Annotated in this window: 18 protein-coding genes and 1 pseudogene; 12 read left to right on the forward strand and 7 right to left on the reverse strand. The window is 71.7% G+C overall.

Going from position 1 to position 13,693, the window contains the following annotated elements:
• A pseudogene (locus GEV28_RS12960) lies at nucleotides 1-453 on the reverse strand (AraC family transcriptional regulator); the annotation flags it as partial.
• Nucleotides 454-542: 89 nt separating this feature from the next.
• On the opposite strand from GEV28_RS12960, the gene GEV28_RS12965 reads away from it, so the two are divergent.
• The 9 genes from GEV28_RS12965 to GEV28_RS13000 all read left to right on the forward strand — a co-directional run bounded on the left by GEV28_RS12965 (nucleotide 543) and on the right by GEV28_RS13000 (nucleotide 7,563).
• Complete coding sequence (locus tag GEV28_RS12965; RefSeq protein WP_291412028.1) at nucleotides 543-998, forward strand: SRPBCC family protein; 456 nt, start codon at nucleotides 543-545, stop codon at nucleotides 996-998.
• Nucleotides 999-1,003: 5 nt separating this feature from the next.
• Nucleotides 1,004-1,093, forward strand: coding sequence for a putative leader peptide (locus tag GEV28_RS42280; RefSeq protein WP_367115096.1), 90 nt, complete (start codon nucleotides 1,004-1,006; stop codon nucleotides 1,091-1,093).
• Between the two features lie 113 nt (nucleotides 1,094-1,206).
• Entirely contained in the window at nucleotides 1,207-2,910 is a 1,704-nt protein-coding gene (locus GEV28_RS12970) for a nitrite/sulfite reductase (RefSeq protein WP_291412030.1), read from the forward strand.
• Between the two features lie 34 nt (nucleotides 2,911-2,944).
• Complete coding sequence (locus GEV28_RS12975) at nucleotides 2,945-3,115, forward strand: Insertion element protein (RefSeq protein ID WP_291412032.1); 171 nt, start codon at nucleotides 2,945-2,947, stop codon at nucleotides 3,113-3,115.
• On the forward strand, nucleotides 3,112-3,810 hold the full coding sequence (locus GEV28_RS12980; protein ID WP_291412034.1) for a phosphoadenylyl-sulfate reductase: 699 nt from the start codon (nucleotides 3,112-3,114) through the stop codon (nucleotides 3,808-3,810). Before GEV28_RS12975 ends, GEV28_RS12980 begins: the two co-directional genes overlap by 4 nt.
• Nucleotides 3,807-4,736 (forward strand): sulfate adenylyltransferase subunit CysD, encoded by a 930-nt coding sequence (gene cysD / locus GEV28_RS12985; protein ID WP_291412036.1) that lies wholly within the window; start codon nucleotides 3,807-3,809, stop codon nucleotides 4,734-4,736. Before GEV28_RS12980 ends, cysD begins: the two co-directional genes overlap by 4 nt.
• On the forward strand, nucleotides 4,736-6,010 hold the full coding sequence (locus GEV28_RS12990; RefSeq protein ID WP_291412038.1) for a GTP-binding protein: 1,275 nt from the start codon (nucleotides 4,736-4,738) through the stop codon (nucleotides 6,008-6,010). The genes cysD and GEV28_RS12990 overlap by 1 nt, the downstream gene beginning before the upstream one ends.
• The gene (locus GEV28_RS12995) at nucleotides 6,010-6,762 is read left to right on the forward strand and encodes a sirohydrochlorin chelatase (RefSeq protein ID WP_291412040.1); all 753 of its coding nucleotides are present in this window, start codon (nucleotides 6,010-6,012) and stop codon (nucleotides 6,760-6,762) included. Before GEV28_RS12990 ends, GEV28_RS12995 begins: the two co-directional genes overlap by 1 nt.
• Nucleotides 6,763-6,933: 171 nt before the next feature.
• Nucleotides 6,934-7,563 carry a cyclase gene (locus tag GEV28_RS13000; protein ID WP_291412042.1) on the forward strand — a complete coding sequence of 210 codons (630 nt, stop codon included), beginning with the start codon at nucleotides 6,934-6,936 and terminating at the stop codon, nucleotides 7,561-7,563.
• Nucleotides 7,564-7,884: 321 nt separating this feature from the next.
• On the opposite strand, the gene GEV28_RS13005 is transcribed toward GEV28_RS13000, so the two are convergent.
• Nucleotides 7,885-8,934, reverse strand: a complete 1,050-nt coding sequence (locus GEV28_RS13005; protein WP_291412045.1) for an aldo/keto reductase — start codon at nucleotides 8,932-8,934, stop codon at nucleotides 7,885-7,887.
• Nucleotides 8,935-8,992: 58 nt separating this feature from the next.
• Between GEV28_RS13005 and GEV28_RS13010 the strand changes: the two genes are divergently transcribed.
• Complete coding sequence (locus GEV28_RS13010) at nucleotides 8,993-9,772, forward strand: enoyl-CoA hydratase-related protein (RefSeq protein ID WP_291412047.1); 780 nt, start codon at nucleotides 8,993-8,995, stop codon at nucleotides 9,770-9,772.
• Here GEV28_RS13010 and GEV28_RS13015 read toward each other — a convergent pair.
• From GEV28_RS13015 to GEV28_RS13025, 3 genes are read right to left on the reverse strand one after another with little or no spacing between them, the layout of a single operon-like run.
• Nucleotides 9,759-10,040 (reverse strand): barstar family protein, encoded by a 282-nt coding sequence (locus GEV28_RS13015; RefSeq protein ID WP_367115097.1) that lies wholly within the window; start codon nucleotides 10,038-10,040, stop codon nucleotides 9,759-9,761. The genes GEV28_RS13010 and GEV28_RS13015 overlap by 14 nt on opposite strands.
• 5 nt (nucleotides 10,041-10,045) lie before the next feature.
• Nucleotides 10,046-10,453: a ribonuclease domain-containing protein gene (locus tag GEV28_RS13020; RefSeq protein ID WP_291412051.1), complete on the reverse strand. Its 408-nt coding sequence runs from the start codon at nucleotides 10,451-10,453 to the stop codon at nucleotides 10,046-10,048.
• Nucleotides 10,454-10,470: 17 nt separating this feature from the next.
• Nucleotides 10,471-10,842 (reverse strand): hypothetical protein, encoded by a 372-nt coding sequence (locus tag GEV28_RS13025; protein WP_291412052.1) that lies wholly within the window; start codon nucleotides 10,840-10,842, stop codon nucleotides 10,471-10,473.
• Nucleotides 10,843-10,910: 68 nt separating this feature from the next.
• Between GEV28_RS13025 and GEV28_RS13030 the strand changes: the two genes are divergently transcribed.
• Both GEV28_RS13030 and GEV28_RS13035 read left to right on the forward strand, forming a co-directional pair.
• Nucleotides 10,911-11,888: a zinc-binding dehydrogenase gene (locus GEV28_RS13030; protein WP_291412054.1), complete on the forward strand. Its 978-nt coding sequence runs from the start codon at nucleotides 10,911-10,913 to the stop codon at nucleotides 11,886-11,888.
• Between the two features lie 6 nt (nucleotides 11,889-11,894).
• Entirely contained in the window at nucleotides 11,895-12,338 is a 444-nt protein-coding gene (locus GEV28_RS13035) for an HD domain-containing protein (protein ID WP_291412056.1), read from the forward strand.
• Here the strand turns inward: GEV28_RS13035 and GEV28_RS13040 are convergent.
• Both GEV28_RS13040 and GEV28_RS13045 read right to left on the reverse strand, forming a co-directional pair.
• Nucleotides 12,323-12,688, reverse strand: a complete 366-nt coding sequence (locus GEV28_RS13040; protein ID WP_291412058.1) for an MmcQ/YjbR family DNA-binding protein — start codon at nucleotides 12,686-12,688, stop codon at nucleotides 12,323-12,325. The genes GEV28_RS13035 and GEV28_RS13040 overlap by 16 nt on opposite strands.
• A gap of 344 nt (nucleotides 12,689-13,032) precedes the next feature.
• On the reverse strand, nucleotides 13,033-13,608 hold the full coding sequence (locus tag GEV28_RS13045; RefSeq protein ID WP_291412060.1) for a Uma2 family endonuclease: 576 nt from the start codon (nucleotides 13,606-13,608) through the stop codon (nucleotides 13,033-13,035).
• Nucleotides 13,609-13,693 lie beyond the last annotated feature (85 nt).

Genomic DNA, 13,693 nt, shown 5'->3' on the forward strand with positions numbered 1-13,693 from the left:
GGGGCGGGCCGGCGTGCGTCCCGGCGCCGGCGCGCCGGCCGTGGCCAGCGCGAGCAGCCCGAGCATCGCCTCGACCAGTGCGTAGTCGATGTCCGCGCCGGCGGCGAGCACCCGGCGGTGGGCCAGCTCCACCCGCGCGTCGACGTACACCGCCGGCCGCGACCCGCCGGCCAGCCGGGCGCCGAGGGCGGGCGACAGGGTGACCGAGGTGCACTCGTCCCCGCCCGCCGGATGGGCGAACCGCTCCTCCTCGCCCGGCGCGCCGAGGTAGCCGACGGCGGGCTCGAGGTCGACCGCCACGCCCGTGTGCCGGCGGAACCTGCCCCGCCGCACGAGGACCAGCCGGTAGTCCTCGCGCACCTCGGGCGCCGACCACCCGGTGTGGTCGTCCGCACAGCGCACGCCCCAGACCGAGAGGCCCGGTCGGGCGGCGAGGCCGACGGAGGTGAGCACGGCCGGGACGCTACGCCGGGGGTCCGACAAGGTCGGCCGCGAGCAAGGATGTTCAAGACGGGCCGGCCGCGGGCGGCGAGGCTGTCCCCATGGCATCACTGCGACAGGACATCGACCTCGACGCCCACCCCGACGACGTGTGGGCCGCCCTCCGCGACTTCGGCGCGTTGCACGAACGGCTCGTCCGCGGCTTCGTCGTCGACGCCGAGCTCGACGGCAGCGATCGGGTGATCACGTTTTTCAACGGCATGACGGCGCGTGAGCGGCTCGTCGGCGTCGACGAGGAGCACCGCCGTCTCGCGTACGCGATCCTCGACGGGTTCGACCATTACAACGGCTCCGCCGAAGTTCACCCGGACGGCGAACGCTGCCGGCTGGTGTGGGTGGTCGACGTGCTGCCCGACGACCGGGCGCCACAGGTCGGCGAGCTCATGGAACGTGGCGCCGAGGCGATGCGCCGCACGCTACAGCGCCGCATGACTCCCGTCACCGCGTCCCAGCATGCGGATCGCGGTGGACCAGTAGGTGGACACGTGGCACGCTGAATCACATGCTCACCGCGACCGAAGTCCTCCTCGTGGCCCGGCGCCACGTGGATTTCGTGCGCGTCTCCAGCGCGATGTGCCGACGGTTCGGGTAACCCGCCGCCGCGTGCGTTGATCATCCAGCCGGCGCCGGGTGCGCCGGCCGACTTCCGTGTTTCTCGGGGTTCACCGGCGCGCGCCGAAGCCAAGAACCTCGGAGGACTGACGGGTGTCATCTCCCACCACACCGCGCACGGCCCCTGCCGCGGCCGGCAAGCGGGCCCACGCACGGCGCGGTGAGGGGCAATGGGCGCTCGGCTACCGCGAGCCCCTCAACCCCAACGAGCGGAGCAAGAAGGACGACAACCCGCTCAACGTCCGCGACCGCATCGAGAACATCTACGCGCACACGGGCTTCGCCGGCATCGACCCGGCCGACCTGCGCGGCCGCTTCCGCTGGTTCGGCCTCTACACCCAGCGCAAGCCCGGCATCGACGGCGGGCGCACCGCCACGCTCGAGCCGGAGGAGCTCGACGACGAGTACTTCATGCTCCGCATCCGCATCGACGGCGGCGCGGTCACCACCGAGCAGCTCGCGGTCATCGGCGAGATCTCGCAGACCTACGCTCGGGACACCGCGGACATCACCGACCGGCAGAACATCCAGTACCACTGGATCCGCGTCGAGGACATGCCGACGATCTGGGCGAAGCTCGAGGGCGCCGGCCTCACCACGATGGAGGCCTGCGGCGACAGCCCGCGGGTGATCCTCGGCTCGCCGGTCGCCGGCATCGCCACCGACGAGGTCATCGACGGCACCCCCGCGATCGAGGAGATCAGGCGCCGCTACGTCGGCGACCCGTCGTTCGCGAACCTGCCGCGCAAGTTCAAGACGGCCGTCTCCGGGCTGCCGGACGTGGCCCACGAGGTGCACGACGTCGCGTTCGTGGGCGTCGACCACCCCGAGCACGGCCCCGGCTTCGACCTGTGGGTCGGCGGCGGGCTGTCCACGAACCCGATGATCGGCCAGCGGCTCGGCACCTGGGTGCCGAGCGACGAGGTGGCCGACGTGTGGGCGGGCGTCATCAGCATCTTCCGCGACTACGGCTACCGCAGGCTGCGCCACCGCGCGCGGATCAAGTTCCTGGTCAAGGACTGGGGCGCGGCGAGGTTCCGCGAGGTGCTGGAGACCGAGTACCTCGGGCGCCCGCTGCTCGACGGCCCGGCGCCCGAGGTGCCGGACCGGCAGCACGACCACGTCGGCGTCCACCCGCAGCGGGACGGCAAGTTCTACGTCGGCGCCGCGCCGATCGCCGGGCGGGTGTCCGGTTCGGCACTCGTCGCCGTCGCGAAGGCGGCCGAGCGGGTCGGGTCCGGCCGGGTCCGGTTCACCCCGCTGCAGAAGCTGATCGTGCTCGACGTGCCGAAGTCCGAGGTGGACGGTCTGCGGGCGGAGCTGACGAGGCTGGGGCTGCACACCGACCCGTCGCCGTGGCGGCGCGGCGTGATGGCCTGCACCGGCCTCGAGTTCTGCAAGCTCGCGATCGTCGAGACCAAGGCCCGCGCGGTCGAGCTGGTGTCCGCCCTGGAGGAGCGGCTCGCCGACATCACCGGCGAGATCACCGCACCGATCAGCGTGCACATCAACGGCTGCCCCAACTCCTGCGCCCGGATCCAGACCGCGGACATCGGGCTCAAGGGCCAGATCGTCACCGACGCGGAGGGCAACCAGGTGGAGGGTTTCCAGGTGCACCTGGGCGGTGGGCTCGGCCTGGACGCCGGGTTCGGCCGCAAGCTCCGCGGGCACAAGGTCACCGCCGACCAGCTGACCGGCTACGTCGAGCGCGTGGTGCGCAACTTCGTCGTCCAGCGCGAGCCGGACGAGCGGTTCGCCCAGTGGGTCGGCCGCGCGGACGAGGGTGACCTGAAGTGACCCGGCCGACGTACTTCCCGCCGCGGAGGCTGCCATGACCGAGCGCGCGACGCCCTTCTACTGCCCCTACTGCGGCGACGAGGACCTTCGCCCGCGGGAGGAGCCGCACGCCGCCTGGCTGTGTACCGGCTGCCGGCGCGTGTTCACCGTCAAGTTCGTCGGCCTCGACCTGCAGGCATCCGAGCACGCGGAGGCAACCCAGTGACCACCACCACCCGAACCGGCCTCGAGTCGCTCGCCGAGCGCGCGTCCGCGGAGCTCGCCGACGCGAGCGCGGCCGAGGCCCTTGCCTGGACCGCCGAGACGTTCGGCGACTCCTGGATCGTGGCGTCCAACATGCAGGACGCCGTGCTGATCGACCTCGCCGTGCGCGCGAGGTCCGATGTGGACGTTCTGTTCCTGGAGACCGGCTACCACTTCGCCGAGACCATCGGCACCCGTGACGCGGTCGCGTTGACCTACCCGCGGATCCGGATCGTCGACGCGGCGGCCGAGCAGTCGGTGGCCGAGCAGGAGGCGGAGTTCGGGCTGCTGAACAAGACCGCCCCGGACCGCTGCTGCCACCTGCGCAAGGTGGTGCCGCTGCGGCGCACGCTCTCGCGCTACGAGGCCTGGGTCACCGGCGTGCGCCGGGTGGACGCGCCGACCCGGGCCGACACCCCGATCGTCCAGTGGGACGAGCGCAACGGGCTGGTGAAGGTCAACCCGATCGCGCCGTGGTCCGACGAGGAGCTCACCGGCTACATCGAGGCCAACGGGATCCTGGAGAACCCGTTGGTGAGTGAGGGTTACCTGTCGATCGGCTGTGCGCCGTGCACCGCGAAGCCGCTGCCGGGCGCCGACCCGCGCAGCGGCCGGTGGGCCGGCCTCGCCAAGACCGAATGTGGGTTGCACGGATGACCGCCACCATCGACGAGCCCGTCCGCACCCCCGCACCCCTGGACGCGCTGGGCCGCCTCGAGTCCGAGGCCGTGCACATCATGCGCGAGGTGGCCGGCGAGTTCGACCGGCCGGTGATCCTGTTCTCCGGCGGCAAGGACTCCACCCTGCTGCTGCACCTCGCGGTGAAGGCGTTCTGGCCCGCACCGGTGCCGTTCCCGCTGCTGCACGTGGACACCGGGCACAACTTCGGCGAGGTCATCGAGTTCCGCGACCGGATGGTCGAGCGGTACGGGCTGCGGCTGGTGGTCGCGCACGTGCAGGACTGGATCGACGACGGCCGGCTGACCGAACGCGGCGACGGCACCCGCAACCCGCTGCAGACCGTGCCGCTGCTCGACACGATCACCGAGCACAAGTTCGACGCCGTGTTCGGCGGCGGCCGCCGGGACGAGGAGCGGGCCAGGGCCAAGGAGCGGATCTTCAGCCTGCGCAACGCGTTCGGCCAGTGGGAGCCGCGCCGGCAGCGCCCGGAGCTGTGGAACCTCTACAACGGCCGGCACCGCCCCGGCGAGCACGTGCGGGTGTTCCCGCTGTCGAACTGGACCGAGCTGGACGTGTGGCGCTACATCGCGCGCGAGGACATCGACCTGCCGTCGATCTACTACGCGCACGAGCGGGACGTGTACTCCCGGGACGGGATGTGGCTCACCGAGGGTCCGTGGGGCGGGCCGAGGGACGGCGAGTCCTTGCTGCGCAAGACGATCCGCTACCGCACCGTCGGCGACGGCTCATGCACCGGCGCGGTGGAGTCCACCGCGACCACGCTGGCCGAGGTGATCGCCGAGGTCGGGGCGAGCAGACTCACCGAGCGCGGCGCCACCCGCGCGGACGACCGGCTGTCCGAGGCCGCCATGGAGGACCGCAAGCGCGTGGGCTACTTCTGATGTCGGACCTTCTGCGGTTGGCGACCGCCGGCTCGGTCGACGACGGCAAGTCCACATTGGTCGGACGGCTGCTGTACGACACCAAGTCGGTGCTCGCCGACCAGCTCGACGCCGTGCACCGCGCGAGCGTCGACAAGGGCCTGTCCACACCGGACTTGTCACTCCTCGTGGACGGGTTGCGCTCCGAGCGCGAGCAAGGCATCACCATCGACGTGGCGTACCGCTACTTCGCCACGCCCACGCGGACCTTCGTGCTGGCCGACACCCCGGGGCACGTGCAGTACACCCGCAACACGGTCACCGGCGCGTCCACCGCGCAGCTCGCGGTCCTCCTCGTGGACGCGCGCAAGGGCGTCGTCGAACAGACCCGCCGGCACGCCGCGGTGCTCGCGCTGCTGGCCGTGCCGCGGCTGGTGCTGGCGGTCAACAAGATCGACCTGGTGAACTACGACCAGGAGACGTTCGAGGTGATCGCCAAGGAGTTCGCCACGCACGCGGCCGCGCTCGGCTACCCGACCGGCTCGGTGCTGACGATCCCCGTGTCGGCGCTGCGCGGCGACAACGTGGTGGACTCCTCGGCGAACACCCCGTGGTACGCCGGGCCTACGCTGCTCGAGCACCTGGAGACCGTGCCGGTCGAGCCGGACCCGCACGAGGGGCCGCTGCGCTTCCCCGTGCAGTACGTGATCCGGCCGCGCACCGACGAGCACCCGGACTACCGCGGCTATGCGGGCCAGATCGCCGCGGGCAGCGTGCGGCCGGGTGACGAGGTCGTGGTGCTGCCGGCCGGCGTGCGCACGCGGGTCGAGCGGATCGACACCCCGGACGGCTCGCTGTCCGAGGCCACCGCGGGCCGGTCGGTGACGCTGCTGCTGGCCGACGACATCGACGTCTCCCGCGGCGACCTGGTGGCCGGCGCGGCCGACCCGCCGGTGATCACCGACGAGCTGGACGCGACGCTGGCCTGGCTCGCCGACAAGCCGCTGCGCGCGGGTGCCCGGGTGCTGGTGAAGCACGGCGCCCGCACGGTCCAGGCGATCGTGGGCGAGCTGCGCACCCGGTTCGACGAGCAGAAGCTGTCGACGACGGACGCCCCGGAGTCGTTGGAGCTCAACGAGATCGGCCAGGTCACCCTGCGCACGGCGGAGCCGGTCCCGGTCGACGACTACCGCACGCACGGCCGCACCGGCGCGTTCCTGGTGATCGACCCTGGTGACGGGACGACACTCGCCGCGGGGCTCGTCGGCGCACCGCTTCCGTTGCTGGAGCGTTGATGGCGCCACCACTCGTCGTCGTCGCGCACGGCAGCCGGGACCCGCGCAGCGCCGCCACGGTGTCCGCGCTGGTGGACGTGGTCCGTGCGGTGGAGCCGGCGCTGGACGTGCGCACCGCGTTCCTGGACCTGTCCGCGCCCCGGCTGCCGGACGTGCTGACCGCGCTGCACGGCGCCGGTCACCGGGACGTGGTGGTGGTGCCCTTGTTGCTGGGCAACGCTTTCCACGCGCGGGTCGACCTGCCGTCGATGGTCGCCGATGCGACCGCTCGGCTGCCCAGGCTCTCGGTCTCGGTGTCCGGCGTGCTCGGCCCGGACCCCCGGCTGCCCGCACTGGCGTTGCGCCGGCTGGTCGCGGCCGGCGCGCGGGTGGGTGACCCGGACCTCGGCGTTATCCTCGCCGGGGCGGGGTCATCGCACGCGCCGGCCAACGCGGCAGTGTCCACTGTGGCCGGTGAGTGGGCGCGGTCGCTCGGCTGGGCGGGTGCGGTGGCCGCGTTCGCGAGCGCCGCGCGGCCGGACGTGCCGGCCGCAGCGGCACTGCTGCGCGCCCGCGGCGCGCGGCGGCTCGCGGTGGCGTCGTGGTTCCTGGCACCCGGACGGCTCCCGGACCGGATCACGTCGCTGGCCAGGGCCGGCGACCCGGCGGCGATCGTGGCCGACCCGCTCGGGCACTCGCCGGAGCTCGCGTCGCTCGTGCTGGACCGCTACGCCGACGCGGCGGTGGTCCACTCGGGTGTTCGTTACGCCTGAACGGTCACGTGGCGTTAGTCCGTTCGGCCGTTCGTGGGAAAGCAACCAAATGTCCCCACCCGGCAAACGTGAATGCTTGACGGTGATGCTACTCGGGAGTAGGAACAGAAGGGCCGCGGCGTTACTGGTTCCGGAACCTCTTGCCCTGCAAGCAAACTTGAGGTGAGGACAATGAAGTCTGCCCTGCTCCGCGCGGGTACCGGCATGCTCGCTGCCGCCGCGCTGGCGGTCGCCATGGCGCCACCGGCGTCCGCGGCCGCGTTCGACATCGTCTACGACTGCCAGGCCGACACCCCGCTCGGCGCCGAGAACCTGACCTTGAACCAAGCCGTCGACGCGACCGCGCCGGCCACGGTGGCGCCCGGTGGGGCGCTGGACGTCGTGGTCGACCCCGGTCCCAACCAGGTGCCGGCCGAGGCCGCCGGCTACGACGTCAAGGAGGTCCACACGTTCGCCCTGAAGGTGCCGGTGCCGTCCAACGCGACGCTCACCGGTGTCGACCTGACCGGCGGCTCCGGCCTCGGTCCGACCCCGCCGGCTTGGTCGGAGGACGGCGGGATCGTGACCGTGACCTTCGCCGGTCCGATCGCCGGCGGCGCGACCTTCGAGCTGCCGACCGTGACCGCGCACCTGACCGCGGGCACGTCCGGCACGGTCGACTCGACGCTGTACGGCTCGAGCTACGACGACGCCGGCCTCACCTTCACCGCCGTCGTGTCGACGTTCCTCGGTGACATCTCGGCGCCGACGGCGTGCTTCCCCAACCCCAACCCGGTACTGACGTCGACGACCATCGGCTGACCTGACCGGGCGCGAACGGCACTCCCCACAACGGCGTGGGGAGTGCCGTTGCGTTGCCTGCGTCGGCCGCCGGCCCCCGGTACCAACTCTACCGGCGACCACCGACGCTCCAGGCTGACCCGAATCCTCTGTGGACAACGTGCCCGACCCCACCGCCTGTCCACAGACCACCACCGACGACGCCCGGAACTGTCGGCACCGGCCCGTAGACTGGATACCCGGGGGGCGGCGGCCGACAGGAGGCCCCGACCAGGAGACCTACGGGTGGGACGCGCCGGACGAGTACGACCACGTGCCGATCCACCGCGACCAGCCGCGCGCCTAGCCGGCCGCGCGCTCGGCCACCGGGCGGCGGCGCCGGGTCGGCTCTGCCAGCGAGGGTGGCAGCGAGGCGCCGTCCGCGCGGTAGAGGTCGGTGCCCGGCGGGACGATCTCGTCGATGCGGTCCAGCGTGGCGTCGTCGAGGGTCAGGCCGGCGCCCTTCAGCGTCGCCTCCAGGTGGTCCATCGTGCGCGGGCCGACGATCACCGACGTGACCCCGGGGTGCGTCGCGCTGAACGCGACCGCGAGCTCGGGCAGCGTGGCGCCGATGTCCGACGCCAGCTCGACGAGCTGCTCCAGCGCGTCGAACTTGGCGGCGTTGCCGGGGATCGACTCGTCGAAGCGGCCCGGGGTCAGCCCGGCCCGACCGCTCGTGAGGTCGACCGGTTGGCCGCGGCGAACCTTGCCGGACAGGAACCCGGACGCGAGCGGGCTCCACACCAGCACGCCCATGCCCAGCCGCTGGCAGGTCGGCAGCACGCCGCGCTCGATCCCCCTGGCCAGCAGCGAGTACGGCGGCTGCTCGGTGCGGAACCGGTAGAGGCCACGGTTCAGCGACACGTGGTGGGCCTCGACGATGTCCTCGGGCGGGAACGTCGAGTGGCCGAACGCGCGGATCTTCCCCTGCCGCACCAGGTCGGTCAGCACCGACAGGGTCTCCTCGATGTCGGTCGTGTGGTCCGGCCGGTGGATCTGGTAGAGGTCGATCCGGTCGGTGCGCAGCCGGCGCAGGCTCTCCTCGACCTCGCGGACGATCCAGCGGCGCGAGTTGCCGCCGAGGTTCGGCCCGTCGCCGATCGGGAAGTGGACCTTGGTCGCGAGCACGACGTCGTCGCGGCGACCCTCGAGAGCCTTGCCGACGATCTCCTCGGACTCGCCCGCGGAGTACATGTCGGCCGTGTCGACGAAGTTGATGCCCGCGTCGAGCGCGGTGTGGATGATCCGGACGCAGTCGTCGTGGTCGGGGTTGCCGACCGAGCCGAACATCATGGCGCCCAAGCAGTGGACGCTTACCTCGATCCCGGTCCCACCAAGTGTGCGGTAGCGCATGCGGGCCAACGTACGTGCTGGAGCAAGCTCCAGGTCAAGACCCGTTAGGGTCGCTGGCATGGCTGAGCTGGTGCACTACGTGTCAACAGACAACGGCGTCGCGACGATCACGCTGGACTCCCCGCACAACCGCAACGCGCTGTCCGCGCAGCTTCGCCGCGAGCTGCGCGACCACCTGGCCACCGCTGCCGGCGACGACGCGGTCCGGGTGATCGTGCTCGACCACACCGGCCCGGTGTTCTGCGCGGGCATGGACCTCAAGGAGGCCGGCGGCGCCGGCTCCAGCACCGACGGCGTCAACGAGTTCCCCGAGATCCTCACCCGGATCTGGACCAGTGAGAAGCCGGTCGTCGCCAAGCTCGCCGGCCCGGCCCGCGCGGGTGGCGTCGGCATGGTCGCGGCCGCCGACATCGCGGTCGCGGTCACCGACGCCACGTTCGCGTTCACCGAGGTCCGGCTCGGCCTCGTGCCCGCGGTCATCTCGGTGACCGTGCTGCCCCGGCTGCTCCCCCGCGCGGCGCACGAGCTGTTCCTCACCGGCGAGAAGTTCACCGCCGAGCGGGCCGTCGCGATCGGGCTGCTCAACGCGGCGGTGCCGGCCGACCAGCTCGACGCCGAGGTGAACCGCTACACCGGCATGCTCGCGCTCGGCGGCCCGACCGCGCTCGCGGCCACCAAGGAGATGCTGCGCCGGGCCCGCTCCGCCGACCTGGCCGACGACTTCGCCGACATGCTCGAGCTCTCCGCGGGGTTCTTCGCCGGCGCGGAGGGCCAGGAGGGCATCGCGGCGTTCGCACAGAAGCGGGCGCCCACGTGGGTGCCGGTCAGCGAGGGCTGAGCTCGAAGGTGAACCGGCCCGGCTCGCTCGCGTCGCGCAGGACGTCGACGATCGTCTGGTAGGCACGCGGGTCCGCGGCCTGGAGCACCTCGGGTGCCGACCACACCAGCACGTGCTCGCCCGCGGGCAGCCAGGACAGGTCACGAAGACTGTCGTACAGCGCGTCGAGGTTGCGGCCGAACCAGTCCGGGAAGGACATCGCCGCCGCGATCGCGTCGAGCGCCTCCACCTTGCCGCGGACACCCGTGCCGTCGACCTCGTGCCGCACGCCGCTCACCGCTGCGGGTCCACGACGACGAACGACGTGTAGTGGTCCTCGGTGTAGTACAGCTCGCCGTCCGAACCGGTGACCATCCGGCGCTGGCCGCGGTCGTCGCTGCCCGGGGTCTCCACCGTGTACTCGTGGTAGTACCCGGTCTTCTCCGTGGGCAGCAGCCGCTCGCGGTTGCCGAAGGTCGCGCCGTCCTGCTCGTGCGGGTACGGGCCGCCCCGCTCGATCAGCCGCCAGGTGCCGTCCGCCTCGTCCGGCAGGTCGGACAGCGCGCGGACCGGCAGCCCCGAGTCGGCGCCGGGCACCGCCGCGGTGTCGTCCCCGCTCGTGACGTCGCGGACGAACCAGCCGGCGAGCACGAGCACGACGAGCCCGACGAGGGCGACCGTGATACGACGTGACGAACCCACCCGCTCAGCCTAGGAACTCATCGGCCGCTGGATTCGGCGGGCACCCGCTCGCCGCGGGCCGGTGGCGCCGCGGCGACCTCCGTGTCGGCGCCGGCCTCGATGTCGGCGTCGGTCCTGGCGTCGGCGTCGGTCCTGGCGTCGGGCGTGGCGTCGACATTCGGGTCGGGCTCGGCCTCCTCGGCCGTCTCCGCGACCGAGTCGGTGCCGAGCGGACGCTCATCGCCGCCCGACGGACCGAACAGGGCCGCCGCGTGGTCGACGATCCGGTCGATCAGCCACGCGACGACCAGGCATATCGGTGCCAGCACGGTGATCACGAGCGCGAACTGCAGGGGGAACGCCAGGCCGCTCACCCACAGCTCGACGCCGTTCCACCAGTCCGACAGCATGACTTCGAGAGTAGACCTACGCCACTCCGCCGGTCCGCCGGATGGGGAACGTAGGTAAGTTGCGAAGCATGTTCGCCGTGTACGCCGCCGAGCCCAACCCCGACAAGCCGCTCGAGGCGCTGCGGGTGGGCGAGCGACCAGATCCCGAGACGCCGGCCGGCTGGGTGGCGGTGACCGTGCGTGCCGCGAGCCTGAACATGCACGACCTGTGGACACTGCGCGGCGTCGGCATCAAGTCCGAGCAGTTCCCGATGATCCTGGGATGCGACGGCGCCGGCGTGCTGGCCAGTGGCCCGGATGCCGGGTCCGAGGTCGTCCTGCACGGCGTCGTCGGCGACGCGTCGGCCTACGGTGACGAGACGCTCGACCCGAGGCGCACCCTGCTCACCGAGAAACACCAGGGCACGTTCGCCGACTCGGTGATCGTGCCGGCGCGCAACGTGCTGCCCAAGCCGACCGGGCTGTCGTTCAGCGAGGCCGCGTGCATGGGGACCGCCTGGCTCACCGCGTACCGGATGCTGTTCGCGAAGTCGAGCCTGCGACCAGGTCAGACGATGCTCGTACAGGGCGCGTCCGGCGGTGTGTCGACCGCGCTGGTCGCGCTGGGCAAGGCGGCCGGCATGCGGGTGTGGGTCACCGGGCGGACCGAGGAGAAGCGGGCGCTCGCGTCGCGGCTCGGCGCGCACGCGACGTTCGAGTCCGGCGCGCGGCTGCCCGAGCGGGTCGACGCCGTGTTCGAGACCGTCGGCAAGGCCACCTGGGCGCATTCCATGAAGTCGGTCCGACCGGGCGGCACGATCGTGGTGTCCGGTTCCACCAGCGGCCCGGACCCGAGCGCCGACCTGCAGCGGCTGTTCTTCCTGCAGATCCGGGTGGTCGGCTCGATGATGGGTACCCGGGACGAGCTGGCCGGCCTGCTGAAGTTCTGCGCGCTGACCGGCATCCGGCCGCAGATCGGGAGCGAGCTGCCGATGACCGATGCGGCCGACGGGTTCGGCCAGATGCTTGCCGGCGAGACCGCCGGCAAGATCGTCTTCACTCGATGAGGTCCCATGCCGCGTACGTTCACGCTCGATGACGCAATCCAGCTCGCCCGCCGTGCCCACGAGGGGCAGCTGGACAAGTCGGGCCGGCCATACATCGCGCACCCACTGCGCGTGATGGGGCAGGTCAGAGGCGATCACGAACGGATGACCGCCGTGCTGCACGACGTGGTCGAGGACACCGGCGTGACGCTCGACGACCTCACCGCCGTCGGCTGCCCGCCCGAGGTGCTCGACGCCGTCGCGGCCATCAGCAAGCGTCCCGACGAGCCGCAGGCCGACTACCTGACGCGGGTGATGGCCAACCCGATCGCGCTGGTGGTGAAGCGGGCGGACATCGCGGACAACATGTCCGAGGACCGCATGGGCCGCCTCGACGCGCCGACCCAGGAGCGGCTGCGGGTGAAGTACGAGGCGGCGTTGCGGCAGCTCAACGGTCACTCCCCGAGCTGAGCGACGAGCTTCCTGGGCGCCACCGCGCGGTAGGCGTCCTGCACGATCTCGGCGATCTCGGTCCAGTCGACCGGCACGTCGAGGTACACGCCGAGCCAGCCGCGGTGGCCAACGTACGGCGGGCGGAAGAACCGCTCGGGCTCCTCGCCGACGAGCTCCTCCTGGACCCCCGGCGGCGCCGCGCACCAGAACCCGAGCCGGTCGTCGTGGTGGTGGTTGGCGTACATGACGAACGTCTTGCGGATGAACCAGGTCGGCTCGCCGTGGCTCAGCTTCTCGGTGACCTCCGGGAGCGCGAGGCACAGCGCCCGCAGGCGCGGCAGCGGGTCGGGCACAAGGTCGTCCGCCATGCCTCGGCACCTTAGACGGTCCCGCCCGGCCACCGCTTGGACGAATGAGAACGCCCCGCAGCCACCCGTCGCCCGCGTCGCCCTGTGGCGTAGCCGTGTCACCCCGTGACATCGCCATGCCGACCCGTGGCGGCGCCGTGCCGACCCGTGGCGGCGCCGTGTCGTCGTCTGGCGGCGCCATGCCGACCCGTGGCGATCACAGCAGGTGGTGACGCCACGCTCATCCAACCCGGCCGGACGACGACGCCAGACGACGACACAGCCACGCCACAGGACGACACGACCACGCCAGACGACGATACGGCGACGCCACCGGACGACACGGCTGTGGCTTGGTGGGCTGGCTATTTCCCGGCTAGCTTGCCCAGCAGCTCCACCGGCACGACCCGCACGGGGAACGGCCGCGTCGCCTCGAACGCGTCGGCCCCCTTGACCTCCGCCACCTGCTGGTAGACGCCCGCGTCATCGAGCTCGAACACGGTGAGGGTCGGATCCTCGGGATCGATCGCCCAGTAGCTCAGCACGCCGAGCCGCTGATAGGCGGCCTTCTTGTTGTTGAGGTCGTTGAGCACGCTGCTCGGTGAGAAGATCTCGACCGCCAGCACCGGCGCGACTGGGAGGAGCTTGTCGGTGAAGTCCTCGTCGCGGCCGACCAGTACATCCGGCTGCAGCTCGGTGGTCCGTGACGGACGTACCGAAAAGGGCGCGCCCAGCACGTCGAACTCGTCCGGGCATGCCTGTTCGAGCACGTTGTAGAGGCGATAGGCGACCTTCTGATGGCGCCGCCCAGGTGCCGGACTCACGATGAGCATCCCGTCGAGGAGCTCGTACCGGTTGCCGTCATCCGGCATCGCCTCCAGGTCGTCCACGGTGAACGGGCGTCCGTGGGCGAGCCGAACCGAACCGGCTTCCGCTGTCATGGCCCCCATGGTGCCCCCCTTTCTGTCGAGAGCCAACTCAACCATGGGTAACCGACAATTCACGGAAGGTCAGTCACGAGCCGTA

The organism is Actinophytocola sp. (assembly GCF_009379765.1).
GTDB lineage: Bacteria > Actinomycetota > Actinomycetes > Mycobacteriales > Pseudonocardiaceae > Actinophytocola.

Bases quoted from the DNA above. Each gene is read 5' to 3' on its own strand.
- GEV28_RS12965 (WP_291412028.1), top strand. From the start codon at position 543: ATGGCATCACTGCGACAGGACATCGACCTCGACGCCCACCCCGACGAC.
- GEV28_RS42280 (WP_367115096.1), top strand. From the start codon at position 1,004: ATGCTCACCGCGACCGAAGTCCTCCTCGTGGCCCGGCGCCACGTGGAT.
- GEV28_RS12975 (WP_291412032.1), top strand. From the start codon at position 2,945: ATGACCGAGCGCGCGACGCCCTTCTACTGCCCCTACTGCGGCGACGAG.
- cysD (WP_291412036.1), top strand. From the start codon at position 3,807: ATGACCGCCACCATCGACGAGCCCGTCCGCACCCCCGCACCCCTGGAC.
- GEV28_RS12990 (WP_291412038.1), top strand. From the start codon at position 4,736: ATGTCGGACCTTCTGCGGTTGGCGACCGCCGGCTCGGTCGACGACGGC.
- GEV28_RS12995 (WP_291412040.1), top strand. From the start codon at position 6,010: ATGGCGCCACCACTCGTCGTCGTCGCGCACGGCAGCCGGGACCCGCGC.
- GEV28_RS13000 (WP_291412042.1), top strand. From the start codon at position 6,934: ATGAAGTCTGCCCTGCTCCGCGCGGGTACCGGCATGCTCGCTGCCGCC.
- GEV28_RS13005 (WP_291412045.1), bottom strand. From the start codon at position 8,934: ATGCGCTACCGCACACTTGGTGGGACCGGGATCGAGGTAAGCGTCCAC.
- GEV28_RS13010 (WP_291412047.1), top strand. From the start codon at position 8,993: ATGGCTGAGCTGGTGCACTACGTGTCAACAGACAACGGCGTCGCGACG.
- GEV28_RS13025 (WP_291412052.1), bottom strand. From the start codon at position 10,842: ATGCTGTCGGACTGGTGGAACGGCGTCGAGCTGTGGGTGAGCGGCCTG.
- GEV28_RS13030 (WP_291412054.1), top strand. From the start codon at position 10,911: ATGTTCGCCGTGTACGCCGCCGAGCCCAACCCCGACAAGCCGCTCGAG.
- GEV28_RS13035 (WP_291412056.1), top strand. From the start codon at position 11,895: ATGCCGCGTACGTTCACGCTCGATGACGCAATCCAGCTCGCCCGCCGT.
- GEV28_RS13040 (WP_291412058.1), bottom strand. From the start codon at position 12,688: ATGGCGGACGACCTTGTGCCCGACCCGCTGCCGCGCCTGCGGGCGCTG.
- GEV28_RS13045 (WP_291412060.1), bottom strand. From the start codon at position 13,608: ATGACAGCGGAAGCCGGTTCGGTTCGGCTCGCCCACGGACGCCCGTTC.